Annotated in this window: 25 protein-coding genes; 16 read left to right on the forward strand and 9 right to left on the reverse strand. The window is 63.6% G+C overall.

The features are described from left to right. Positions 1-105 precede the first annotated feature (105 nt). Complete coding sequence (locus tag FJ419_RS16275) at positions 106-1,176, forward strand: branched-chain amino acid ABC transporter substrate-binding protein (RefSeq protein WP_140695042.1); 1,071 nt, start codon at positions 106-108, stop codon at positions 1,174-1,176. Beyond that, positions 1,176-2,192 carry a P1 family peptidase gene (locus tag FJ419_RS16280; RefSeq protein WP_140695045.1) on the forward strand — a complete coding sequence of 339 codons (1,017 nt, stop codon included), beginning with the start codon at positions 1,176-1,178 and terminating at the stop codon, positions 2,190-2,192. The genes FJ419_RS16275 and FJ419_RS16280 overlap by 1 nt, the downstream gene beginning before the upstream one ends. A 7-nt stretch (positions 2,193-2,199) precedes the next feature. Here the strand turns inward: FJ419_RS16280 and FJ419_RS16285 are convergent, their stop codons facing one another. Continuing rightward, a complete protein-coding gene (locus FJ419_RS16285) occupies positions 2,200-2,457 on the reverse strand; it encodes a DUF2171 domain-containing protein (protein WP_140546895.1) in 258 nt (85 codons plus the stop codon). A 263-nt stretch (positions 2,458-2,720) separates the two neighbouring features. On the opposite strand from FJ419_RS16285, the gene purB reads away from it, so the two are divergent. Beyond that, positions 2,721-4,028 carry an adenylosuccinate lyase gene (purB, locus tag FJ419_RS16290; RefSeq protein WP_140695048.1) on the forward strand — a complete coding sequence of 436 codons (1,308 nt, stop codon included), beginning with the start codon at positions 2,721-2,723 and terminating at the stop codon, positions 4,026-4,028. A gap of 198 nt (positions 4,029-4,226) precedes the next feature. Here purB and FJ419_RS16295 read toward each other — a convergent pair whose 3' ends face one another. Beyond that, positions 4,227-5,039: a VOC family protein gene (locus tag FJ419_RS16295; protein WP_140695051.1), complete on the reverse strand. Its 813-nt coding sequence runs from the start codon at positions 5,037-5,039 to the stop codon at positions 4,227-4,229. A 199-nt stretch (positions 5,040-5,238) separates the two neighbouring features. On the opposite strand from FJ419_RS16295, the gene FJ419_RS16300 reads away from it, so the two are divergent. Continuing rightward, the gene (locus FJ419_RS16300) at positions 5,239-5,796 is read left to right on the forward strand and encodes an alpha/beta hydrolase (protein WP_140542656.1); all 558 of its coding nucleotides are present in this window, start codon (positions 5,239-5,241) and stop codon (positions 5,794-5,796) included. 7 nt (positions 5,797-5,803) lie between these two features. On the opposite strand, the gene FJ419_RS16305 is transcribed toward FJ419_RS16300, so the two are convergent. Together FJ419_RS16305 and FJ419_RS16310 are read right to left on the reverse strand one after the other, a co-directional pair. Beyond that, complete coding sequence (locus FJ419_RS16305) at positions 5,804-6,577, reverse strand: HpcH/HpaI aldolase/citrate lyase family protein (protein WP_095765209.1); 774 nt, start codon at positions 6,575-6,577, stop codon at positions 5,804-5,806. Between the two features lie 218 nt (positions 6,578-6,795). Further along, on the reverse strand, positions 6,796-7,116 hold the full coding sequence (locus FJ419_RS16310) for a DUF1476 domain-containing protein (protein WP_095765208.1): 321 nt from the start codon (positions 7,114-7,116) through the stop codon (positions 6,796-6,798). 274 nt (positions 7,117-7,390) lie between these two features. Between FJ419_RS16310 and purC the strand changes: the two genes are divergently transcribed. From purC to FJ419_RS16335, 5 genes are all read left to right on the forward strand, one after another. Further along, positions 7,391-8,185 (forward strand): phosphoribosylaminoimidazolesuccinocarboxamide synthase, encoded by a 795-nt coding sequence (gene purC / locus FJ419_RS16315; protein WP_040995384.1) that lies wholly within the window; start codon positions 7,391-7,393, stop codon positions 8,183-8,185. A 64-nt stretch (positions 8,186-8,249) separates the two neighbouring features. Beyond that, complete coding sequence (purS, locus tag FJ419_RS16320) at positions 8,250-8,489, forward strand: phosphoribosylformylglycinamidine synthase subunit PurS (RefSeq protein ID WP_140695054.1); 240 nt, start codon at positions 8,250-8,252, stop codon at positions 8,487-8,489. Between the two features lie 2 nt (positions 8,490-8,491). Next, positions 8,492-9,160, forward strand: coding sequence for a phosphoribosylformylglycinamidine synthase subunit PurQ (gene purQ, locus FJ419_RS16325; protein WP_140695060.1), 669 nt, complete (start codon positions 8,492-8,494; stop codon positions 9,158-9,160). A 39-nt stretch (positions 9,161-9,199) separates the two neighbouring features. Further along, positions 9,200-9,610 (forward strand): hypothetical protein, encoded by a 411-nt coding sequence (locus tag FJ419_RS16330; RefSeq protein WP_140695070.1) that lies wholly within the window; start codon positions 9,200-9,202, stop codon positions 9,608-9,610. Positions 9,611-9,617: 7 nt separating this feature from the next. Further along, complete coding sequence (locus tag FJ419_RS16335; RefSeq protein ID WP_140695084.1) at positions 9,618-10,265, forward strand: Pr6Pr family membrane protein; 648 nt, start codon at positions 9,618-9,620, stop codon at positions 10,263-10,265. A 4-nt stretch (positions 10,266-10,269) separates the two neighbouring features. Here FJ419_RS16335 and FJ419_RS16340 read toward each other — a convergent pair whose 3' ends face one another. After that, a complete protein-coding gene (locus FJ419_RS16340; RefSeq protein WP_140695749.1) occupies positions 10,270-10,518 on the reverse strand; it encodes a DUF1127 domain-containing protein in 249 nt (82 codons plus the stop codon). 91 nt (positions 10,519-10,609) lie between these two features. Between FJ419_RS16340 and FJ419_RS16345 the strand changes: the two genes are divergently transcribed. The 6 genes from FJ419_RS16345 (at position 10,610) to FJ419_RS16370 (ending at position 17,277) form a co-directional block, all read left to right on the forward strand. Beyond that, positions 10,610-12,019: a PLP-dependent aminotransferase family protein gene (locus FJ419_RS16345; protein WP_140695090.1), complete on the forward strand. Its 1,410-nt coding sequence runs from the start codon at positions 10,610-10,612 to the stop codon at positions 12,017-12,019. 150 nt (positions 12,020-12,169) lie between these two features. Further along, complete coding sequence (gene purL / locus FJ419_RS16350) at positions 12,170-14,401, forward strand: phosphoribosylformylglycinamidine synthase subunit PurL (RefSeq protein ID WP_140695098.1); 2,232 nt, start codon at positions 12,170-12,172, stop codon at positions 14,399-14,401. A gap of 93 nt (positions 14,402-14,494) precedes the next feature. Then, entirely contained in the window at positions 14,495-15,022 is a 528-nt protein-coding gene (locus FJ419_RS16355; protein ID WP_140695102.1) for a hypothetical protein, read from the forward strand. Positions 15,023-15,120: 98 nt separating this feature from the next. After that, positions 15,121-15,354 (forward strand): BolA family transcriptional regulator, encoded by a 234-nt coding sequence (locus FJ419_RS16360; RefSeq protein ID WP_140695106.1) that lies wholly within the window; start codon positions 15,121-15,123, stop codon positions 15,352-15,354. 175 nt (positions 15,355-15,529) lie between these two features. Next, positions 15,530-15,865: a Grx4 family monothiol glutaredoxin gene (gene grxD / locus FJ419_RS16365; protein WP_059185116.1), complete on the forward strand. Its 336-nt coding sequence runs from the start codon at positions 15,530-15,532 to the stop codon at positions 15,863-15,865. 143 nt (positions 15,866-16,008) lie between these two features. After that, a complete protein-coding gene (locus FJ419_RS16370; protein WP_140695109.1) occupies positions 16,009-17,277 on the forward strand; it encodes a multidrug effflux MFS transporter in 1,269 nt (422 codons plus the stop codon). Positions 17,278-17,323: 46 nt separating this feature from the next. Here the strand turns inward: FJ419_RS16370 and FJ419_RS16375 are convergent, their stop codons facing one another. The 3 genes from FJ419_RS16375 to rpsD form a co-directional block, all read right to left on the reverse strand. Continuing rightward, entirely contained in the window at positions 17,324-18,151 is an 828-nt protein-coding gene (locus FJ419_RS16375) for an inositol monophosphatase family protein (RefSeq protein WP_140695112.1), read from the reverse strand. Continuing rightward, positions 18,141-19,025, reverse strand: a complete 885-nt coding sequence (gene ttcA, locus FJ419_RS16380) for a tRNA 2-thiocytidine(32) synthetase TtcA (RefSeq protein ID WP_181170731.1) — start codon at positions 19,023-19,025, stop codon at positions 18,141-18,143. The genes FJ419_RS16375 and ttcA overlap by 11 nt, the downstream gene beginning before the upstream one ends. Before the next feature lie 166 nt (positions 19,026-19,191). Next, entirely contained in the window at positions 19,192-19,809 is a 618-nt protein-coding gene (gene rpsD / locus FJ419_RS16385) for a 30S ribosomal protein S4 (protein ID WP_140627561.1), read from the reverse strand. Positions 19,810-20,173: 364 nt separating this feature from the next. On the opposite strand from rpsD, the gene FJ419_RS16390 reads away from it, so the two are divergent. After that, a complete protein-coding gene (locus FJ419_RS16390; protein ID WP_140542642.1) occupies positions 20,174-20,377 on the forward strand; it encodes a hypothetical protein in 204 nt (67 codons plus the stop codon). A 64-nt stretch (positions 20,378-20,441) separates the two neighbouring features. On the opposite strand, the gene FJ419_RS16395 is transcribed toward FJ419_RS16390, so the two are convergent. Next, complete coding sequence (locus FJ419_RS16395; protein ID WP_095765193.1) at positions 20,442-20,624, reverse strand: DUF3008 family protein; 183 nt, start codon at positions 20,622-20,624, stop codon at positions 20,442-20,444. Positions 20,625-20,733: the final 109 nt, after the last annotated feature.

Below are 20,733 nucleotides of genomic sequence, written 5' to 3' on the forward strand. Positions count from 1 at the left end.
CGCAATCCGCAAATTCGCGTGTTGCGCGGCGCTTAGCCAGCCTTTAGGCATTTCCTGGAATAGTGTCGGGACTGTATTCCCGGCATGGAGGATCTCTTAGCCCGAATGCGTCTTCTCACGACGACATCAGCCGTGCTGCTCTGGTTGTCGCTGGCCGCGAGCGCCGACGCCGAGACGCTGGTCGGCGTTGCCGCGCCGCTTTCCGGCCCATCGGCGATCCTCGGCAAGCAGATCGCGGCCGGCGCCAGCCTCGCGGCGGAGGCGAACGGCATCGCGATCAAGGCCGTGGACGATGCCTGCACCGCCGATGGCGGCGCCGCGGCGGCGAAGGAATTCGTCGACGCCAAGGTCAATGTCGTGGTGGGCTTTCTCTGCACCGATGCCATCGAGGCGGCGCTGCCGATCCTGAAGGATGCCAACATCCCGGTCATCACGGTCGGCGTGCGCACGGAAAGCCTGACCGACCGGCGCGCCAAGACCGGCTGGCCGGTCTACCGGCTCGGCGCGCGCGGCGACGATGAGCGCAACGCGGTTGCCGCCAAGCTCACGCAGCTCTGGCGCGATGATCTGTTCGCCATCGTCGATGACGGCACCATCTATGGCCGCGAGATGGCCGAGACGTTTCGCGCCGCGGCCGAGCAGGCTGCCTTGAAGCCGGTCTTCACCGACACGTTCCGGCCGCAGCTCGACAACCAGATCGGGCTGATCGGCCGGCTGAAGAAGGCCGGCGCGACCAAGGTGTTCGCCGGCGGCGACGGCGACGATATCGCCATCATGGGCCGCGACGCCGCCCAGCTCGATGCCGGCATCACCTTTGCCGGCGGCGAAAGCCTGCGCACGCCGCCGGGCGATGTGCCCTATGCCGTCGGCACACTGATGATCGCCCCGCCGGAATGGTCGGAGATCGCCGATCCAAAGGTGGTGCAGGCTTTCGCAGCGAAGAACATCGTGCCCGACGGCTACACGCTTCCGGCCTATGCCGCGGTCGAGGTCGCCAAGGCCGTGCTGGCCGGTGCGGAAAGCACTGGGCAGCCGCTCGGCGAAGTGCTGACCGGCCGTGATTTTGCGACAGCGATCGGCACCGTCCGCTTCGACGACAAGGGCGATCTCAGCCAGAACCCGTTCCGCCTCTTCCGCTTCGACGGCACGCATTTTGTGCCGCTGGAGGACAAGTGATGTTCCGCACCGGTCCGCGCAATCTGATCACCGACGTTGCCGGCCTACGCGTCGGCAATGCCGCCGGCGCCAGGCTCAAATCCGGCGTCACGGTGGTGCTGTGCGACGAGCCCGCGGTTGCCGGCGTCCAGGTGCTGGGCGGCGCGCCGGGCACGCGCGAGACCGACCTGCTCGAGCCGCAGAACTCGATCGCGACGATCCATGCCGTCGTTCTGTCCGGCGGCTCCGCCTTCGGCCTCGACGCAGCCTCGGGCGTGCAGGCGGCGCTGCGCGAAAAGGACATCGGCGTCGAGGTCGGCGGCTTCCGCGTGCCGATCGTGCCGGCCGCGATCCTGTTCGACCTGCGCAATGGCGGCGACAAGGATTGGGGCCGCTATCCGCCTTATCGCGAGCTCGGCTATGGGGCCGTGCAGGCGGCAGCAGTGGATTTTGCCATCGGCACGGCGGGCGCCGGCACCGGCGCCCTGACCTCCGGCCTGAAAGGCGGGCTGGGCTCCGCCTCGACCGTGCTCGACAGCGGCGTCACCGTCGGCGCGCTCGCCGCCGTCAATCCGACCGGCTCGGTGACGGTCGGCCGCAGCCGCCATTTCTGGGCGGCGCCCTTCGAGATCGGCGACGAGTTCGGCGGCCTCGGCTACCCAGCCCCGCTGCCTGAAGATGCCAGGAAGATCCTGCTGAAATACCGCGACAGGCAAATGGGCGGCGAGGTCGAAGGCGGCAGCACCACCATCGCCGTCATCGCCACGGACGCCGTCCTGACCAAGGCCGCGGCCAAGCGACTGGCGATTTCGGCGCATGACGGCTTCGCACGCGCGATCTGGCCGACGCACACGCCGGCGGACGGCGATCTCGTGTTTGCCTTGGCGACCGGCAGGAGCGGCATCGAACTCGGCGCCGATGCCGCGATCGACCTGTTCGCCGCGGCAGGCGCCACCATGGCGCGCGCGATCAGCCGCGGCGTCCATGCCGCGACGCCGGCCGAGGGCGATTTGTTTCCGGTCTGGTCGTCGCGCTGACGGCCAATCAAGTCGGATCGGATTTTTCTTCCTCGAAGGTGACCGCGACATCCGAATTCGCGGAGAGCCATACCTTCTGGCCGTCGATCTCCGCGACCAGGGCAAGCGAAATGTAATGGTGATGGTTCTTGTGCGAGCCCATGCCGCTGTCGGCCTTGGTCAGCTTGATCCGGTCACCCTCGACCTTGTCGACGGTGCCGATATGGACGCCGTCGGCGCCGATTACTTCCATGTGTCCGCGTATCTTGCTGATGTCGGTGCTCATGCTGGTTCTCCGCTGGATGGCGATTTGCCCTTTCGGATGCGAGACGGCCGACAATAACCAATGAACGCCGGATTGGATGCATCGCACGGCGCGTCTCGTTCATCGTGGCGTGATAAGCATGACGCTGATGAGACAGATGACGAACCGTCTTGCAACACTTGTCGCGGTCAGCATCTGGTTTGCGCGGCAGCGGCGTTGAGCATTGGGCCTGGCTCTGTTAGGACGCGGCCGACGCTTTCTCCCAGGCAGGACTTAGAAAACGGATGATCCCTCGCTATTCCCGGCCGGAAATGGTCGCCATCTGGTCGCCCGAAACCCGCTTCCGCATCTGGTTCGAGATCGAGGCGCATGCCTGCGATGCGCTGGCCGAGCTCGGCGTCATTCCGAAGGAAGCGGCGAAGACGATCTGGGAAAAGGGCGGCGCCGCCAAATTCGACGTCGCCAAGATCGACGAGATCGAACGCGTCACCAAGCATGACGTCATCGCTTTTCTGACCCATCTCGCTGAATTCGTCGGACCCGATGCCCGCTTCATCCACCAGGGCATGACCTCGTCGGACGTGCTCGACACCTGCCTTGCGGTGCAGCTGACCCGGGCCAGCGACATCCTGCTTGCCGATATCGACGCCTTGCTTGCGGCGCTGAAGCGCCGCGCCTTCGAGCACAAGGACACCGTCACCATCGGCCGCAGCCATGGCATCCATGCCGAGCCGACCACATTCGGCGTCAAGCTGGCGCAGGCCTATGCCGAGTTCTCGCGCTGCCGCGAACGGCTGCTGCACGCGCGGGAGGATATCGCGACCTGCGCCATTTCCGGCGCCGTCGGCACTTTCGCCAACATCGAGCCTTATGTCGAAGAGCATGTGGCGGCAAAGCTTGGCCTTAAGCCGGAGCCGGTGTCCACGCAGATCATCCCGCGCGACCGCCATGCCATGTTCTTTGCCACGCTTGGCGTCATCGCCTCGTCGGTCGAACGCCTCGCCATAGAGATCCGCCATCTGCAGCGCACCGAGGTGCTGGAAGCGGAAGAGTATTTCTCGCCGGGCCAGAAGGGCTCGTCGGCTATGCCGCACAAGCGCAACCCGGTGCTGACCGAAAATCTCACCGGCCTTGCCCGCATGGTGCGCGCCTACGCCATGCCCGCGATGGAAGACGTGGCGCTCTGGCACGAGCGCGACATTTCGCATTCCTCGGTAGAGCGCATGATCGGACCGGATGCGACGGTAACGCTGGATTTCGCGCTGTCGCGCCTGACCGGCGTCGTCGACAAGTTGCTCGTCTACCCTGAGAACATGGAGAAGAATCTCAACAAGTTCCGCGGCCTGGTGCATTCGCAGCGCGTGTTGCTGGCGCTCACCCAGGCCGGCTTGTCACGCGAGGACGCCTATCGGCTGGTGCAGCGCAACGCCATGAAAGTCTGGGAACACGGCGCCGATTTCCTGGAGGAACTGCTTGCTGACAAGGACGTCACGGCGGCGCTGCCCGAAGCCGAGATCCGCGAGAAATTCGACCTCGGCTATCACACCAAGCATGTCGACACGATCTTCAGGCGGGTGTTCGGAGAGGCTTGAGGCCTTTCCTTCTCCCCGTTCACGGGGAGAAGGTGCCCGAAGGACGGATGAGGGGCGGCGCCGACTTCGGCAATCCCCGCACCCGTGGGCTTTGTGGCTGAAAAGACAATCTCAAGACGTGGCGCTGCCCCTCATTGCCCTGCCGGGCATTTCTCCCCGTATAGTGACGGGGAGAAAGACACTGTCACCAACGCCGGCTCAAGCCTTCCCAGGCACCGTCCTGATCACCGTGCCCCAGGGATCCTCACGGCTCGTCTCATCCTTGACATTGTCCGAGCGCATCTCGACCCAGGCGAGGCCCGAGCGCGACGGATCGCGGCGGCCGGCGCCGGCGCTCTGCCAGGCATTGGCGCCGATATGGTGGTGGTAATGGCCGGACGACAGGAACACCGCCTGACCGCCATATTTGGCGACGGTGTCGAAGCCGAACTGGTCATGCCACCAGGCCTCCGCGTCTTCCGGCCGACCGACGCGCAGATGCACATGGCCGACAATGGTGTTTTCCGGCGCGCCCTGCCAGCCGGCATCGCCCGCCGGCACGCTGCCCACCACCGCCGGCAGGTTCAGTCGCTCGGTCGCCATGGCGATACGGTCGCCGTTCCATTTCCAGTCCTGCGGGCGGCGGTCGGCATAGATCTCGATGCCGTTGCCCTCCGGGTCGGTGAGATAGAGCGCCTCGCTGACCAGATGGTCGGAGGCGCCCTCGATGCCGATGCGGTTGGCGGCGGCGTGGCTGATCCAGCGGCCGAGATCCGCCCTTGACGGCAGGAGAAAAGCGGTATGGAAAAGCCCGGCGCTGCGCGGATCGTCGGGCTTGGCCGACGAATCCTTTTCGAGCACCAGCAGCGGCCGATTGGCGGCGCCGAGCGTGATCGCGCCGTCGGCGCGGCCCAGTTCCTGCAGGCCGACGACGGCGCGGTAATAGGCCGCCAGGCTTTCGGCATCGCGCGCCTTCAGCCCGACACGCGACACGCTGACCGGGGTGGTCGCGGCAAAAGGCAGTTCGCTCATCAAACTCTCCGTTCGGGCAGCGCTTATCCCAGCATGGGATTGTCGTGGCCGCCAGCCATTGTTCCTTGTTCCCCTCCAAATCGTCGATTGCGATCGTTCACACAAGAGAGCAAGAATCGAACAAGTTGTTCACAATTGTGATCGCTCCGAATTTTCCGACAGGGTTGCAGCCAAGAAGGCCGCTCGCTACATCGGCGCCATGAAAGTCAAAGACGCAGATATCCTGATCGTGCCGGGCTACACCAATTCCGGCCCCGAGCACTGGCAGACCCGCTGGCAGTCGAAACTGTCGACGGCGCGCCGGGTCGAGCAGGCGGAATGGACCAAACCCGTGCGTGAGGACTGGACGGCGAGCGTGGCGAACGCGGTCAACGAGGCTGAGCGGCCGGTGGTGCTTGTTGCGCACTCGCTGGGCGTGACGGCGGCGGTGCAGGCCATCCCGCAATTCAAGAAGCCGGTCGCCGGCGCCTTCTTCGTCGCGCCGCCCGACGTCTCCAATCCGGAAATCAGGCCAAGGCATCTGATGACCTTCGGCCCCTATTCGCGCGATCCCCTGCCCTTTCCGTCCATCGTGATCGCCAGCCGCAACGATCCGTTCTGCGCCTTCGAGGTCGCCGAGGACATTGCCGCCGCCTGGGGATCGCTCTTCATCGACGCCGGCGAGGCAGGCCATCTCAACCACGACGCCGGCTTCGGCCCGTGGCCCGAGGGTTCGATGACTTTCGCTAAATTCCTGACGGAACTGAAAGAACCCTGATCGGCGTCTAGGAGCCGATCGAATCCCGCATGCTCTTCAACAGCGTTTTCGCGCCGAGCGAAATCAGCGTGTGGTCCGAGCCCATGGCGAGCAGCCGGAAACCCATCGACACGACGCGCCCGGCAATCGCCGGTTCGATGACATAGATCGCGGCATGCTTGCCGGCCTTGCGCGTCCGCTCGGCGATCGACGCGACCGTCTCCATCATGCTTTCCAGCGTCGAGTTGATGGTGGTGCCGTTCGACCAGGCGATTGAGAAATCCGACGGACCGACGAAGATGCCGTCGATGCCGGGCGTATCCAAAATACCGTCCAGCGCCTCGAGGGCAGCCCGCGTCTCGACCATGGCGAAAGCCATAGTGCGCTGGTTCGTGTCGCGCAGCCATTCGGCATGGTCGCCCTTGCCATGGCGCGGGAAAGCATAGGTAGGGCCCCAGGAGCGTTCGCCGAGCGGCGGATATTTCATCGCGGCGGCGAATTGCCTTGCATCGGCCACGGAGTTCACCATCGGCGCGATCACCGCCTCTGCGCCGAAATCGAGCGCGCGGCTCGCCATGTCGAAGCGTCCGACCGGAATGCGCACCAGCGCCGGCTTGTTGGCGGCGAGCACCGGCACCAGGCCGCGCAGCACGCTGTCCTCATGATGTCCGCCATGCTGCATGTCGAGGGTGACGGCGTCAAAACCCTGCTTGGCGATGATTTCGACCGTCAGCGCGTCCGGCACGCCCGACCAGGCTGTGAACAGCGTTTCGTCGGCGGCCAGGCGGGACTTGAGCGACATCGGAAGTTTCCTTGTGAACAATCCGCAGTTTTGGCCGGAAACGATGTGAAGGCAAAGAAAAACTGCCCGGTTTGGCCGAGCGGTCGATTGGTCCAGTCAGAGCAATTTCAGGAAAATGCGCAACGGTTTTCCGTCCAGAACTGCGTAAAAACAAAGAGATAGCGCATGATGCCGAAAAGCGCGAGGCGGTTTTCGGACGACATCATGCCCACACAGCCTCAGCTGTTCTTGATCTCCTCGATCGCCTGCGCCATCAGCTCGTCCATGGTGCGGCGGATCTGATGGTCGGACTGGGCGACGCCGGCCGCGTCGAAATCCGTGCGGATCTTGCGGAAAACATCGTGGTCGCCCGCTTCCTCGATATCGGAGACCACCACTTCCTTAGCATAGGCTTCGGCATCGGCGCCGGATTTGCCCAATTTCTCGGCGGCCCACAGGCCAAGCGCCTTGTTGCGACGCGCCGCAGCCTTGAAGCGAAGCTCCTCGTCGAAGGCGAATTTGCGCTCGAAGCCCTCTTCGCGGTCTTTCATGCTGCTCATGACGTCCCTCCGATCAATCCGATTCGCTTGGCGGTGAATATGTGTGATGGGCAAGCACAAACCAAAAGGTCGCGAGCGGGTCAATATGCTTCGTCGCATGCTGCGCTGCGGCATTTCAGTCCCGAAAGCGGTTGATTCGCGGGATTTGCCGATTGAGCAAACAAGGCGATTGCGATAACACCGGCATTGAACGCCGCCTTCGCCATACTAATTTAGGCAGACGGGCAGGAATCGGTCGATTGCCGCCTGCCCGCAGATCCAGAGAAAAAATCAGATGAAAAATCGCCGCCGCATTTACGAAGGCAAGGCCAAGATCCTCTATGAGGGTCCTGAGCCGGGGACGCTGATCCAGTTTTTCAAGGACGATGCCACCGCTTTCAACAAGAAGAAGCATGAAGTGGTCGATGGCAAGGGTGTGCTCAACAACCGCATTTCCGAGCACATCTTCAACCATTTGAACCGCATGGGCATCCCGACCCATTTCATCCGCCGGCTCAACATGCGCGAGCAGTTGATCAAGGAAGTCGAGATCATCCCGCTCGAGGTGGTGGTGCGCAACGTCGCCGCCGGCTCGCTGTCCAAGCGCCTCGGCATCGAGGAAGGCACGGTGCTGCCGCGCTCGATCATCGAATTCTACTACAAGGCCGACGCGCTCGACGACCCGATGGTGTCGGAAGAGCACATCACCGCCTTCGGCTGGGCCAGCCCCCAGGAAATCGACGACATCATGGCCCTGGCCATCCGCGTCAACGACTTCCTGTCCGGCCTGTTCCTCGGCGTCGGCATCCAGCTGGTCGACTTCAAGATCGAATGCGGCCGCCTGTTCGAGGGCGACATGATGCGCATCGTCGTCGCCGACGAGATCTCGCCGGATTCCTGCCGGCTGTGGGACGTCGCCACCCAGGACAAGCTCGACAAGGACCGCTTCCGCCGCGACATGGGCGGCCTTGTCGAGGCCTATCAGGAAGTTGCCCGCCGTCTCGGCATCATCAACGAGAACGAGCCGCCGCGCCCGACGGGCCCGGTGCTCGTCGCCTCTTCCGAGGCGCCCAAGGGCCTGAAGCACTGAATACTGACGGGCCTGCCGGACAATGGGAGGCCTTTCCTAAACGACGATCTGCCCAGGAGCATCGATGAAAGCCCGTATCACCGTGATCCTCAAGAACGGCGTCCTCGACCCGCAGGGCAAGGCGATCGAGCACGCGCTCTCCGGGCTGGGCTTCGATGGCGTCGGCCAGGTGCGGCAGGGCAAGGTGTTCGACATCGAGCTCACCGGAACCGACAAGGCCAAGGCCGAAGCCGACCTAAAGGCCATGTGCGACAAGCTTCTGGCGAACACGGTGATCGAGAACTATGCGGTGGAGATCGCCTGACAATGAAATCAGCTGTCGTCCTCCTGCCAGGCCTCAACCGCGACCGCGACATGATCGCGGCGCTGACCAAGATTTCCGGCCAGGCGCCGGCGACCGTCTGGCAGACCGACACTGAAATCCCCGATGTCGATCTGATCGCTATCCCGGGCGGCTTCTCCTTCGGCGACTATCTGCGCTGCGGCGCGATCGCTGCGCGCATGCCGGTGATGCGCGCGGTCGCCGAAAAGGCGGCCAGGGGCGTGACCGTCATCGGCGTCTGCAACGGCTTCCAGATTCTGGTCGAGGCGGGATTGCTGCCCGGCGCCCTGATGCGCAACGCCTCGCTGAAATTCGTCTGCCGGCAGGTGAAGCTCGAGATCGCCAACGCCAACACCATGTTCACCCGCCGCTACCAGCCCGGACAGGTCATCCGCTCGCCGGTGGCGCATCATGACGGCAACTATTTCGCCGATGCCGAGACGCTTGCCCGGATAGAAGGCGAAGGCCAGGTGGTGTTCCGCTATGCAGACGGCACAAATCCCAATGGCTCGATCAACGACATTGCCGGCATCGTCAACGACAAGGGCAATGTGCTCGGCCTGATGCCGCATCCGGAAAACCTGATCGAGGCGGCGCATGGCGGCAATGATGGACGGGCGCTGTTCGAAAGCGCGCTCGGCATCGCGGCCTGATCCTTTAACATCGTATCGGAACGCGGGGGCGGACTGACCATGAGACTGACGATTGCTCGCCTTGCTCTCCTGGCCGCCGCCGCGCTTGGCTTGGCTTCCTGCCAGTCCAGCCCCAAGACGACGCCGGTTCCCTCAGGCAAGAGCGCCTCGCTGCTGGCAATGGAACAGGTTGCCATCGCGGCGCATAAATGCTGGATCGCCAGCAAGGACCCGGCCTTCAAGACCTACCAGATGGCCAACGAGCTCAATTCCTACAGCGGCACGCCGCGCTTCCTGCTGGTGCCCGCCAAGCATTATGGCGGCAAGCCGCTGCTGGTGGTGCAGGCGCAGGGCAATTCCAGCCGCGTCGACGCCTTTGGCCCGCTGATGAACGAGCCGCTCGGCGCGCGCATCGGTTCCGATCTCGCCCGCTGGCAGGCCGGCAATCCGTCCTGCGCGGCTGCCGCCTGAAATTGTCATGGCCCGGTTCCTGCAGACCGCGGGACTGGCTGTCGGGCTGATTGCGCTTGTTCTGCAATTCGCCATCACTATCCCGGCATCGATGGCCGCAGGCCGTGGCCTGCTCGGCTCGATCGTCTTCTATTTCAGCTTCTTCACCATCCTGACCAACATCGCCGCTGTGATGGTGCACGCCTCGCTGCTGTCACCCGCCGGCTATGCGTGGTTCCCGGCCTTTGCCGGACCGCGGACGCGGACTGGCGTAGCCGTGGCCATGACTCTGGTTTTCATCGTCTACGCCACGATCCTGGCAAGGCTCTGGCAGCCGCAGGGTTTGTTCCTGCTCTGCGACGTCCTCTTGCACTATGTGACGCCGGTGCTGTTCGTGCTGTGGTGGCTGGTGGCGGGCGCCGATGGCAGGCGGCAGTGGAGCGACATCCCCTGGTGGATGATCTACCCGGTCGTCTATCTCGCCTACGCGCTGATGCGCGCGTCCTTCGCCGGCGAAGTACCTTACCCATTCCTGGACGTCGCCAAGAACGGCGCGGCCAGCGTTGCCGTTTCGGCGTTTGGCGTGACGGCCCTGTTCATCGCATTGAGCGTGCTCGCCGTGCTTGTCGATCACGGCATCGGCCGGTTGCGAAGAAAGCCCGCAACCCGAAGATAGACCGTCATTCCCAAAATGGCCTGATGCCTTCGCGATGGGCGTCGCAGCGCGAGACGCCGATATCCTTGAGCTGCTCGTCCGTCATCTCCATCAGCGCGAGGCGGCCGCGCCGACGCTCCAGCATATGGCTGACCTGCCTTGCGAGGGAACGGAAAACAACCGCCATACGACCGGCGAAACCGCGACGGGCCAAGGGCTCGACCTGCGCGCGAAAAACCGGGCTATCGTAGCGAATTGTGTCGATTGTATCCATTGCCGTCCTGCCTTGTCTCGATTGTACCTTTCCAACCGCCGGCTCGATATGAATTGACTCATCGCGCGGTGCAATATAGAAAATTGTCACCATGACAAATTGGCTCCCTGATCTTTCCTCTGGCTCCGGTCCGCTCTATCAGCGCCTTGCTGACAGCATTGAGTCAGATATCGACAAGGGCGTCATCAATGCCGGTGCAAAACTGCCGCCGCAGCGCGACCTCGCCTATGACATGGGCACGACCGTCGGCACTATCGGCAGGGCCTATCAGCTGCTGCGCGAGCGCGGTCTGGTGAGCGGCGAAGTCGGCCGCGGCACCTATGTGCTCGGCCAGCGCGCAGCAGACCCGAAGCCGGATTTGGAACCTGCCATCCAGGGCACGCGCCCCATCGACGCGCCGAGCGGCAAGCTGCGCTTCGACAGTACAGCCGCCCCCGATGTCGGCCAGGGCGCGGTGATTGCCGACATGCTGGCGCGTACGGCGCAGGAGCATCCGCACGACATTTCGAGCTATACGCGGGATTTTCCCGAACGCTGGTACGAAGCCGGAAGCCGCTGGCTGGCACGCAATGCCTTCCGCCCCTCGCTCGATTCGATCGTGCCGACGCTGGGCACCCATGCTGCGGTCATGGCGGCGATCGCGGCGCTGACCATGCCCGGCGACTACGTGATCTTCGAGCACCTTACCTATTCGCAGATCGCGCGCAGCGCCGGGCTGATCGGCCGCCGCACGGCACTGGTTTCGACTGATGAGGGTGGTATCGACCCGGATGATTTCGAGCGCGTCTGCGCGCAGAAACATCCAAAGCTGATGTTCCTGATGCCGACCGCGAAGAACCCGACGCTTGTGACGCTGTCGGCGGAGCGGCGGCAGGCGATCGCCAAGATTGCGCGCGAGTACAATGTCGCGCTGATCGAGGACGATCTCTACGGCGAACTCACCGATGATCCGACACCGCTGCTGGCCGAATATGCGCCCGAGCGCACGATCGTCGCCGGCGGCCTGTCGAAGTCGGTCGCGGCAGGCGTGCGCGGCGGCTGGCTTTCCTGCCCGCCGGCCTACCGCCACCGCATCCGCGTCGCCCACAAGATGATGACCGGCGGTCTGCCTTTCCTGCTGGCCGAGGTCGGCACGCGGCTGGTGATATCGGGCCAGGCGGGCGAGATCCGCAAGCGCTGCATTGGCGAAATCCAGGCGCGTCTCGCCATCGTGCGCGAAGTGCTGGCGGGTTTTGATTTCAAGGCGCGCGACAACGTGCCCTTCGTCTGGCTGACCTTGCCGGACCCGTGGCTGTCCGGCACTTTCAAGAACGCCTGCCTGGCGCAAGGCGTGCTCATCGACGACGAGGACGAGTTCAAGGCCGGCCGCTCCGAGCAGGTCTTTCACGGCGTGCGCTTTGGCGTGTCGCAGCCGGGGCAAAGCAGGGATGTCGCCGGCGGCGTCGCCGTCATCCGCCGCCTGCTCGACGAAGGCCGCGCCGGCTACGACAGTTTTTCCTGACCAGACCGGCAAGCTCCCAGGCGCTGAGCATAGCCGGCAGAGACCGTTTTCAGGCGTTTTTCGTCATCCGGTGGGGTGTATCGCGCGAAAGCTTGCGATAAGAGGAGACTCAAAGAAACTCCCCTCTCCCACGGACAAAACTCGCCGCTCATGACCATTTCCAATTCCGTGCCGATCACCCCCGAGCTCGTCGCCGCGCATGGGCTGAAGCCGGACGAATACCAGCGCATTCTCGATCTGGTCGGCCGCGAGCCAAGCTTCACCGAGCTCGGCATCTTCTCGGCGATGTGGAACGAGCACTGCTCCTACAAGTCCTCCAAGAAATGGCTGCGCACCCTGCCGACCAGCGGGCCGCGGGTCATCCAGGGTCCGGGCGAGAATGCCGGCGTGGTCGACATCGGCGACGGCGATTGCGTCGTGTTCAAGATGGAGAGCCACAACCACCCCTCCTACATCGAACCTTATCAGGGTGCCGCGACCGGCGTCGGCGGCATCCTGCGCGACGTCTTCACCATGGGCGCCAGGCCGGTGGCTGCGATGAACGCGCTGCGCTTCGGCGCGCCGGATCACCCCAAGACCCGGCACCTTGTCGCGGGCGTGGTTTCGGGCGTCGGCGGCTACGGCAATTCCTTCGGCGTGCCGACCGTCGGCGGCGAGGTCAATTTCGATGCTCGCTACAACGGCAACATTCTGGTCAACGCCTTCGCGGCGGGTCTTGCCAAGACCAACGCCATCTTCCTGTCGCAAGCCAAGGGCGTCGGCCTGCCGGTCGTCTATCTCGGCGCCAAGACCGGGCGCGACGGCGTCGGCGGCGCCACCATGGCCTCGGCCGAATTCGACGACAAGATCGAGGAGAAGCGTCCGACCGTGCAGGTCGGCGATCCCTTCACAGAAAAATGCCTGCTGGAGGCCTGCCTTGAGCTGATGGCGTCGGGCGCCGTCATCGCCATCCAGGACATGGGCGCCGCGGGCCTCACCTGCTCTGCCGTCGAGATGGGCGCCAAGGGCGACCTCGGCATCGAGCTCGACCTCGACAAGGTGCCGGTGCGCGAGGAGCGCATGAGCGCCTATGAGATGATGCTGTCGGAAAGTCAGGAGCGCATGCTCATGGTGCTGCGCCCCGAGAAGGAAGAGGAAGCCGAGGCGATCTTCGGCAAATGGGGTCTCGACTTCGCCATTGTCGGCAAGACCACCGATGATCTGCGCTTCCGCGTCATCCATCAGGGCGACGAGGTCGCCAATTTGCCGATCAAGGAACTGGGCGACGAGGCGCCGGAATATGACCGCCCCTGGGTCGAGGCGAAGAAACCAACGCCGCTTGCCGCGAACGACGCGCCGAAGGCCGATGTCGCCGACGCGTTGCTCAAGATGCTGGGGGGACCGGATCTCTCCTCGCGCCGCTGGGTGTGGGAGCAGTATGACACGCTGATCCAGGGCAATTCGCTACAGCTGCCCGGCGGCGATGCCGGCGTCGTGCGCGTCGAAGGTCACCCGACCAAGGCGCTGGCCTTCTCCTCCGACGTCACTCCGCGCTACTGCGAGGCCGACCCTTACGAAGGCGGCAAGCAGGCCGTGGCCGAATGCTGGCGCAACCTGACGGCGACCGGCGCTTTGCCGCTTGCCGCCACCGATAACCTCAATTTCGGCAATCCCGAACGGCCCGAGATCATGGGCCAGCTCGTCGGCGCCATCAAAGGCATCGGCGATGCCTGCCGCGCTCTCGGCTTCCCGATCGTGTCCGGCAATGTCTCGCTCTACAACGAGACGAACGGCCGCGGCATCCTGCCGACCCCGACCATCGGCGGCGTCGGCCTCATCGCCGACTGGTCGAAGATGGCGCGGATCGGCTTCGCCGCCGAGGGCCAGATGATCGTTCTGGTCGGCGCGCCGCCGACATGGGGCAGCCATCTCGGCCAGTCCGCCTATATGCGCGACATCCATGGCCGCGCCGACGGTCCGCCGCCGCCCGTCGACCTCGCGCATGAGAAGCGCGTCGGCGACCATGTGCGCTCGCTGATCGCTTCCGGCATCGTGACATCGGCCCACGATGTCTCCGACGGCGGTCTGGCGGTAGCGCTCGCCGAAATGGCGATGGCCTCCGGCATCGGCGCCACCATCCCCGGCCTCACCGGCACCGACCCGATTCCGGTCTGGTTCGGCGAAGACCAAGGCCGTTATCTGCTGACGCTTTCGATCGACCCGCAAAGCGATGAATGGGACAAGATCCGCGAGGAGCAGGGCAAGCTCGGCATCTTCGCGCCCTGGATCGGCACCACCGGCGGACGTGAATTGAAGCTGGGTGACGCGCGGCCGATCCCGGTCGGCGAATTGACCGCCGCCCATGAGGGCTGGTTCCCCCGCTTCATGGACCAGGCCAGTTGACCAGAAGCATGTCTCCCGAAAGTGTGCAGCGGTTTCGGGAAAAAGACATGCTTACAACAAGCGACTTAAATCATGTCGCATAAATCCTTTTTTATGCGACATGATTTAACCGCCAGGGCGCTGGTCGCAGTCGTCTTCTGGCCGTCCCTGTTCTTCTTCTGGTTTCTCGGACCGTTCGTCCTGTTCCTGCTGTCGACGACCTCGAGCGAGGTCTGCCAGCGGCTGGAAACCCGCGCCGAGTTCCTGGCGGCCGCAAACGGCACGCTGCCGATGCTCATCGTGCAGACCCTGATCTACGCGGTTCCAATCGCCTGCCTCGTGCTGTGGAACAGGCTTTCTCCGGAGCCGGCGCGGGCAAGGCACATCGCAACCTGCATCAAGCTCTTTGCCGTCGCCGCGGTGGTCGGGGCGGTTTGGGACTATGGCTCGTCCTTGATCTGCGACGGCTACGGTCAGGCTTTCTTCTCAGCAGCATGGCGGATGACGAGCTATCTTCCGATCGTCAGCCTCTTGATCAACATCCCGCTCTACGTGCTGGTCTTCAGCCTCGGTCGCGCCTATTCGACGCGCGATGACATCACCGAAGACGGCGTGGTTCATCCGAGCCAGGATAATTCCTAGGTTTCCTCCTGCGACGGAACGGCTTCAATCCGGGCTGGAAAGGTTCTAGGCTCACTCCGAGTCACATACAGCCTGCCCGCTTGAAACAGGATTTTGCCATGGCAATGGATGCCCACGACATCGAAAAGCTGATCAAGGAAGGCATTCCGGACGCCAGGGTGACGATCCGCGATCTGGCCGGCGACGGCGACCACTACGCGGCCGAAGTGGTGGCCGAGAGTTTTCGCGGCAAGAGCCGCGTCCAGCAGCACCAGATGGTCTATGACGCGCTGACGGGCAAGATGGGCGGCGTGCTGCATGCTCTGGCGCTGCAGACCAGCGTTCCGGACTGAAGGTTGCTTCGCTTCCGCTACAGGCGTGCCCGCAAGTGGCGGCTTGGCCCAAAATCGCGTTATCCCTTGCGCCATCGGGCCAGCGTCACGGCTAACGTCTTGTTTCAGCCAACCTATGGGTTTATTTGAAGGACATGTTTCGAGCCTGACTCCCACAGGCGTGAAAGGATTGTTCATGACTGGCATCAACGACTACATCGATAATGAAGTGAAGAGCAACGACGTCGTGCTCTTCATGAAGGGCACGCCCGGTTTCCCGCAATGCGGCTTCTCCGGCCAGGTGGTGCAGATCCTCGATTATATCGGGGCCGACTACAAAGGCGTCAACGTGCTCGACTCGGCCGAATTGCGCCAGGGCATCAAGGATTATTCCAACTGGCCGACCATCCCGCAGCTCTATGTGAAGGGCGAATTCGTCGGCGGTTGCGACATCGTGCGCGAGATGTTCCAGGCCGGCGAGTTGCAGGACTTCCTCGTCGAAAAGGGCGTCAGCGTCAAAGGCGCCGCCTGATCGGATTGTGTCGGCGACCGGCCGGCGGACAGTAACTTCCGGGGCCGCCCCCACCTCGGCATTGTAGTTCTCGGATTTGAGAACGAAACGAATGGATGCGCCGGTAATCCGGCGCATGTTCGTTTGAAGAATCGGATTTCGCGGTGGACAAGCAGGCAGCAGCGCAGCAATCGGCAACAAGCTTGCCCATTCCGCGCTGGGAATTCATCGCGCTCTGCGCGGCACTCATGGCGCTCAACTCCCTGGCCATCGACATCATGCTGCCGGCGCTTCAGCAGATCGGCGCCTCGCTCGGCGTGGAGAGCGAGAACCACCGCCAATATGTCATCACCGCCTATATGCTCGGCTTTGGCGGCGGACAGCTTTTCTTCGGACCCATTTCGGATCGCTTCGGGCGCCGTGCGCCGTTGGTCATCGGCCTGGTCGTCTATGTTGCCGCCGCGGCCGCCGCCGCCGTCGCGCCGAGTTTCGCCCTGTTGCTGACCTGCCGCCTGATACAAGGCTTCGGCGCGGCGGCGACCCGCGTCATCGCCGTCTCGATCGTGCGCGACACGTTCGAAGGCCGTCGCATGGCAGAGGTGATGTCGCTGATCTTCATGGTGTTCATGGCAATTCCGGTGATCGCGCCCGGCATCGGCCAGTTCGTCATGCTGTTTGCCAGTTGGCACTGGATTTTCGTGACCATGGCCGTCGGCGCGCTGGTCGTGTCGGCGTGGGCTCTGTTGCGCCTGCCCGAGACGCTGCATCCGGAATATCGCCGGCCGCTGACGGTGAGCTCCGTCGCCGGCGGCTTCCGCATCGTGCTCACCAACCGCCTCACGCTTTGCTACGCCTTTGCCAGCACCTTCATCTTCGCGGCCATGTTCGGCTTCATCAGCTCGGCACAGCAGATTTATATCGACGTTTTCCATGTCGGCGAATTGTTCCCGCTGATCTTTGCCGGCGTCGCCGGCGTGCTTGCTTTCTCGAACTATCTGAATTCGCGGCTGGTCGGACAGATCGGCATGCGCCGCCTGTCGCAAGGCGCGCTGCTTGTCTTCCTGTGCATCAGCCTTGCCTGGCTCGTCGTCTCGCTCGAAATGAAAATGCCGCTCTGGCTGTTCATCACTTTTTTTGCCGGCGCGATGCTGCCGTTCGGCGGACTTGGCGCGAATTTCAACGCCTTGGCCATGGAGCCGCTCGGCGAACTCGCCGGCACCGCCGCGTCCATCCTGGGCTTCATGCAGACCTTCCTCGGAGCCATCATCGGCGCGCTGATCGGCCAGGCCTATAACGGCACGGTGACGCCTCTGGCCGCCGGCTTCTGCAGTGTCTCGGTCGCGGCTCTGCTGATGATCCTGATTGCCGAGCGGGGCAGGATGTTCCAGCCTCAAAATCCCCCCGTTTCAGGGCACGTCACCGATCTGCATTAAATGCCGTGTGGCCGGCAGCTTTGCCGGCCAGAGCCGGCACAGGCCCCTATTCCGCCCAGAGCTCGCGTCGCAACTCGTCCCAGCTTTGCTTGTCCGGCGCCACCAGAAGGCCGCCGTCGACATGCGACGGCAGGTAGGCGCTGCCGTCGACGCGCGCGACATGGCCGCCGGCTTCCTGGTGGATCAGCGCGCCCGCCAGATGATCCCAGGGCATCAGCTTGTTGTAGAGCACGAAATGGGCATGGCCGCTGGCCAGAAGCCGGTATTCATGCGCCGCGCAGCGATAGGCGAATTGCGACAGCGTCTTGGTCTGGTTGCGGGCAAGCCGCGAGCGTTCAGGCTCTTGGAGAAACTGCCAGGAAACGGAACCGGTCATCTGCGACATGGGCACCGGCGCCGCGACGCGAACCTTCTCCAGCGCGCCATGCGCATGGCGGATATGGCTGCCGGCGCCTTTGGCGCCGATCAGCCAGTCCTTGCCCACCGGATCATGGATGATGCCGGCGACGGTCTCGCCATTGACGACGACGCCGGCCATGACACCGAACAGCGGCACGCCGGAAGCGAAATTGAAAGTGCCGTCGACCGGATCGATGACGAAGGCGAGCGCGGCATCGCCAAGCCCCGACAGCAGCGCCGGGTTGTCGGAGCAGGCTTCCTCGCCGACCACCATGGCGTCGGGAAAGCGCTCGCGCAGCCTCGCGGTGATCAGTCTTTCGGCGTTGACGTCCGCCTCGGTAACGAGGTCGGCGGCGGATGTCTTCTGGCGCACGTCGCCCTCGCCCAGCCGCCGGAAGCGCGGCATGATTTCGGCGTTTGCGGCGTCGGCGAGAAGCTCGGCCAACCAGTCGATCGCGTTATCGTCAAATCGCATCGGAAATGTCTTGTCCTGGGTTTGCGTCGAGGCCCGCGAAGTCGAACAGCTTCCTGTCCAGGAGATGCGAGGGCCTTACATTGGCCATGGCGCGGATCATCGTGTCCTTGCGGCCCGGCATGCGCTTCTCGATGTCGTCGAGCATCGCCTTCATGGCGTTGCGCTGCAGCCCTTCCTGGCTACCGCACAGGTCGCACGGGATGATCGGGAATTTCATCGCGTAGGCGAATCTTTCGAGATCGGCCTCAGCGCTATAGGCGAGCGGCCGCAGCACCATGACGTCGCCCTCGTCATTGAAAAGCTTGGGCGGCATGGCGGCGAGACGCCCGCCATGGAACAGGTTCATGAAGAAGGTCTCGAGAATGTCCTCGCGGTGATGGCCAAGCACCAGCGCCGAACACCCTTCCTCGCGCGCGATGCGATAGAGATGGCCGCGCCGCAGCCGGGAGCAAAGCGAGCAATAGGTGCTGCCCTGCGGCAGCTTGTCCGTCACCACCGAATAGGTGTCCTGGTATTCGATGCGGTGGGCGATGCCGTTGGCGTTGAGATAGTCGGGCAGGATGTGCTTCGGGAAATTTGGCTGGCCCTGGTCGAGATTGCAGGCAAGCAGTTCGACCGGCAGCAGGCCGCGCCATTTGAGGTCGAGCAAAAGCGCCAGCAGGCCGTAGGAATCCTTGCCGCCCGACAGCGCCACCAGCCAGCGTTCGCCCGGCTTCACCATGGCGAAATCTTCAATCGCCTGGCGGGTGAGCCTCAACAGCCGCTTGCGCAGCTTGTTGAACTCGACCGAGGACGGCACGTCGCGAAACAGCGGGTGGAAACCGCCCTCTGTCTCGTTGTCGATCGAATCGATGGATTTGAGGTCTGGCAGCATGTTCATGGCGCCGGCTCCGCGTTGTCAGCGCTCGGCTTTAGAGCATTTTGCAGCCGAGTGAAATCACATGGCGTCGCATGAATGCGGCCAAAGTGAATGGCTCTGACCGCCAAAGAAAAGGCCGCCTCAAGAGGCGGCCTTGGATGCTGCGGCTGATTGATACCGATCAGCGCGAGTAGAATTCGACGACCAGGTTCGGTTCCATCTGCACGGCGAACGGAACGTCCGAAAGGCCGGGAACGCGAGCGAAGGTCGCGGTCATCTTGTTGTGGTCGGCTTCGATGTAGTCCGGCACGTCGCGCTCGGCGAGACCGACCGATTCCAGCACGATGACGAGCTGCTTCGACTTCTCGCGCACCTCGATGACGTCGCCCGGCTTGCAGCGATACGAGCCGATGTTGGTGCGCTTGCCGTTGACGTTGACATGGCCGTGGTTGACGAACTGACGGGCGGCGAAGATGGTCGGCACGAACTTGGCGCGGTAGACCACCGCGTCGAGACGCGACTCGAGCAGGCCGATCAGGTTCTCGGAGGTGTCGCCCTTGCGGCGGTTGGCCTCTTCATAGACCTTGCGGAACTGCTTTTCCGAAACGTCGCCATAGTGACCCTTCAGCTTCTGCTTGGCGCGCAGCTGCAGGCCGAAGTCGGAAAGCTTGCCCTTGCGGCGCTGGCCGTGCTGGCCGGGGCCGTATTCACGCTTGTTGACCGGGGACTTCGGACGGCCCCATATATTTTCGCCGAGACGGCGGTCGATCTTGTATTTCGCGGATTCGCGCTTGCTCATCGCATTCCCTTTCAAAACAATATACCCGGAACCCCATGGCTCCGGGCGAAGGAAACGCGCCCTCCTCTGGCCTCCGTTTTCGAGACCTGACAGGGTTTTCCACGCAAAGCGACGGAAAACCCACGGGACACGTCAAAAGAAACCACCGGGCGTCGCCACCCGGTGTTGGTGGCCTGTTAAACAGAGATTTAACCGGTGTCAAGCTTACGGCTGGCAGCGCGGGTCGCAACCCGATACATTTCCCGCGTGGCGTGCGGTGCCGGTTGTGGCGAAGGCCGTCGGCAGCAGAGCGGCTTGTGCTTTCAAGGAGCCGCGCTGCTCTGCCAATTAATGAAGGGACTGGAGCAGAGGAGTCCGAATTCCCATGAAGAAGTTCTTCCTTACCCTGACCGGGGCCGCTGTATTGGCGGGATCTATGGCGGTCATGACGCCGGAACCTGCCATGGCCAGGCATTGGAGCGGCCACAGGCAAATATGCCGCGTCGTGGTGACGAAAAGAGTGGTCTGGCGCCACGGCCATCGCCACGTCATCCGCTACAAGACCAAACGCTGCTGGTGGCGCCGCTAGCTCATCTTGCGCCAAAAGGGGTTGACGGAGGCCCGCGGCCGACGCCGCGGCCCTTTCATTCGACCTACGACTTCTTGCTGGGCAGACTTTTGCGCTTGGTCTCGGCGAACTCTTCGAGTTGCTTTTCGCTCATCGATTCATACATTTCGCGCGAAGCGCCCTTGAGCTCGCTCTTCTTCGTCTCGCCGCGCTTGGCGGACAGCGCTGCGCCGGCAGCCTTTTGCTGGGCTTGCGATTTGGCGGGCATGGCGATTTCTCCTTTGCTGTGAGAAGAAACGCCGGGCTGAACCGGCAGTTCCAGCGGCAGCGGCTCGGCCCGCCGGTCCGCTTGAGCCGCTCGTCAGACAGCCGGCCTT

The sequence above is a fragment of the Mesorhizobium sp. B2-6-2 genome (assembly GCF_006440615.1).
Taxonomy (GTDB): domain Bacteria; phylum Pseudomonadota; class Alphaproteobacteria; order Rhizobiales; family Rhizobiaceae; genus Mesorhizobium.

Excerpts from the sequence above, each read along its gene's own strand:
- FJ419_RS16275 (WP_140695042.1), top strand. The coding sequence starts at position 106 with ATGCGTCTTCTCACGACGACATCAGCCGTGCTGCTCTGGTTGTCGCTG.
- FJ419_RS16280 (WP_140695045.1), top strand. The coding sequence starts at position 1,176 with ATGTTCCGCACCGGTCCGCGCAATCTGATCACCGACGTTGCCGGCCTA.
- FJ419_RS16285 (WP_140546895.1), bottom strand. The coding sequence starts at position 2,457 with ATGAGCACCGACATCAGCAAGATACGCGGACACATGGAAGTAATCGGC.
- purB (WP_140695048.1), top strand. The coding sequence starts at position 2,721 with ATGATCCCTCGCTATTCCCGGCCGGAAATGGTCGCCATCTGGTCGCCC.
- FJ419_RS16295 (WP_140695051.1), bottom strand. The coding sequence starts at position 5,039 with ATGAGCGAACTGCCTTTTGCCGCGACCACCCCGGTCAGCGTGTCGCGT.
- FJ419_RS16300 (WP_140542656.1), top strand. The coding sequence starts at position 5,239 with ATGAAAGTCAAAGACGCAGATATCCTGATCGTGCCGGGCTACACCAAT.
- FJ419_RS16305 (WP_095765209.1), bottom strand. The coding sequence starts at position 6,577 with ATGTCGCTCAAGTCCCGCCTGGCCGCCGACGAAACGCTGTTCACAGCC.
- FJ419_RS16310 (WP_095765208.1), bottom strand. The coding sequence starts at position 7,116 with ATGAGCAGCATGAAAGACCGCGAAGAGGGCTTCGAGCGCAAATTCGCC.
- purC (WP_040995384.1), top strand. The coding sequence starts at position 7,391 with ATGAAAAATCGCCGCCGCATTTACGAAGGCAAGGCCAAGATCCTCTAT.
- purS (WP_140695054.1), top strand. The coding sequence starts at position 8,250 with ATGAAAGCCCGTATCACCGTGATCCTCAAGAACGGCGTCCTCGACCCG.
- purQ (WP_140695060.1), top strand. The coding sequence starts at position 8,492 with ATGAAATCAGCTGTCGTCCTCCTGCCAGGCCTCAACCGCGACCGCGAC.
- FJ419_RS16330 (WP_140695070.1), top strand. The coding sequence starts at position 9,200 with ATGAGACTGACGATTGCTCGCCTTGCTCTCCTGGCCGCCGCCGCGCTT.
- FJ419_RS16335 (WP_140695084.1), top strand. The coding sequence starts at position 9,618 with ATGGCCCGGTTCCTGCAGACCGCGGGACTGGCTGTCGGGCTGATTGCG.
- FJ419_RS16340 (WP_140695749.1), bottom strand. The coding sequence starts at position 10,518 with ATGGATACAATCGACACAATTCGCTACGATAGCCCGGTTTTTCGCGCG.
- FJ419_RS16345 (WP_140695090.1), top strand. The coding sequence starts at position 10,610 with ATGACAAATTGGCTCCCTGATCTTTCCTCTGGCTCCGGTCCGCTCTAT.
- purL (WP_140695098.1), top strand. The coding sequence starts at position 12,170 with ATGACCATTTCCAATTCCGTGCCGATCACCCCCGAGCTCGTCGCCGCG.
- FJ419_RS16355 (WP_140695102.1), top strand. The coding sequence starts at position 14,495 with ATGCGACATGATTTAACCGCCAGGGCGCTGGTCGCAGTCGTCTTCTGG.
- FJ419_RS16360 (WP_140695106.1), top strand. The coding sequence starts at position 15,121 with ATGGCAATGGATGCCCACGACATCGAAAAGCTGATCAAGGAAGGCATT.
- grxD (WP_059185116.1), top strand. The coding sequence starts at position 15,530 with ATGACTGGCATCAACGACTACATCGATAATGAAGTGAAGAGCAACGAC.
- FJ419_RS16375 (WP_140695112.1), bottom strand. The coding sequence starts at position 18,151 with ATGCGATTTGACGATAACGCGATCGACTGGTTGGCCGAGCTTCTCGCC.
- ttcA (WP_181170731.1), bottom strand. The coding sequence starts at position 19,025 with ATGCTGCCAGACCTCAAATCCATCGATTCGATCGACAACGAGACAGAG.
- rpsD (WP_140627561.1), bottom strand. The coding sequence starts at position 19,809 with ATGAGCAAGCGCGAATCCGCGAAATACAAGATCGACCGCCGTCTCGGC.
- FJ419_RS16390 (WP_140542642.1), top strand. The coding sequence starts at position 20,174 with ATGAAGAAGTTCTTCCTTACCCTGACCGGGGCCGCTGTATTGGCGGGA.
- FJ419_RS16395 (WP_095765193.1), bottom strand. The coding sequence starts at position 20,624 with ATGCCCGCCAAATCGCAAGCCCAGCAAAAGGCTGCCGGCGCAGCGCTG.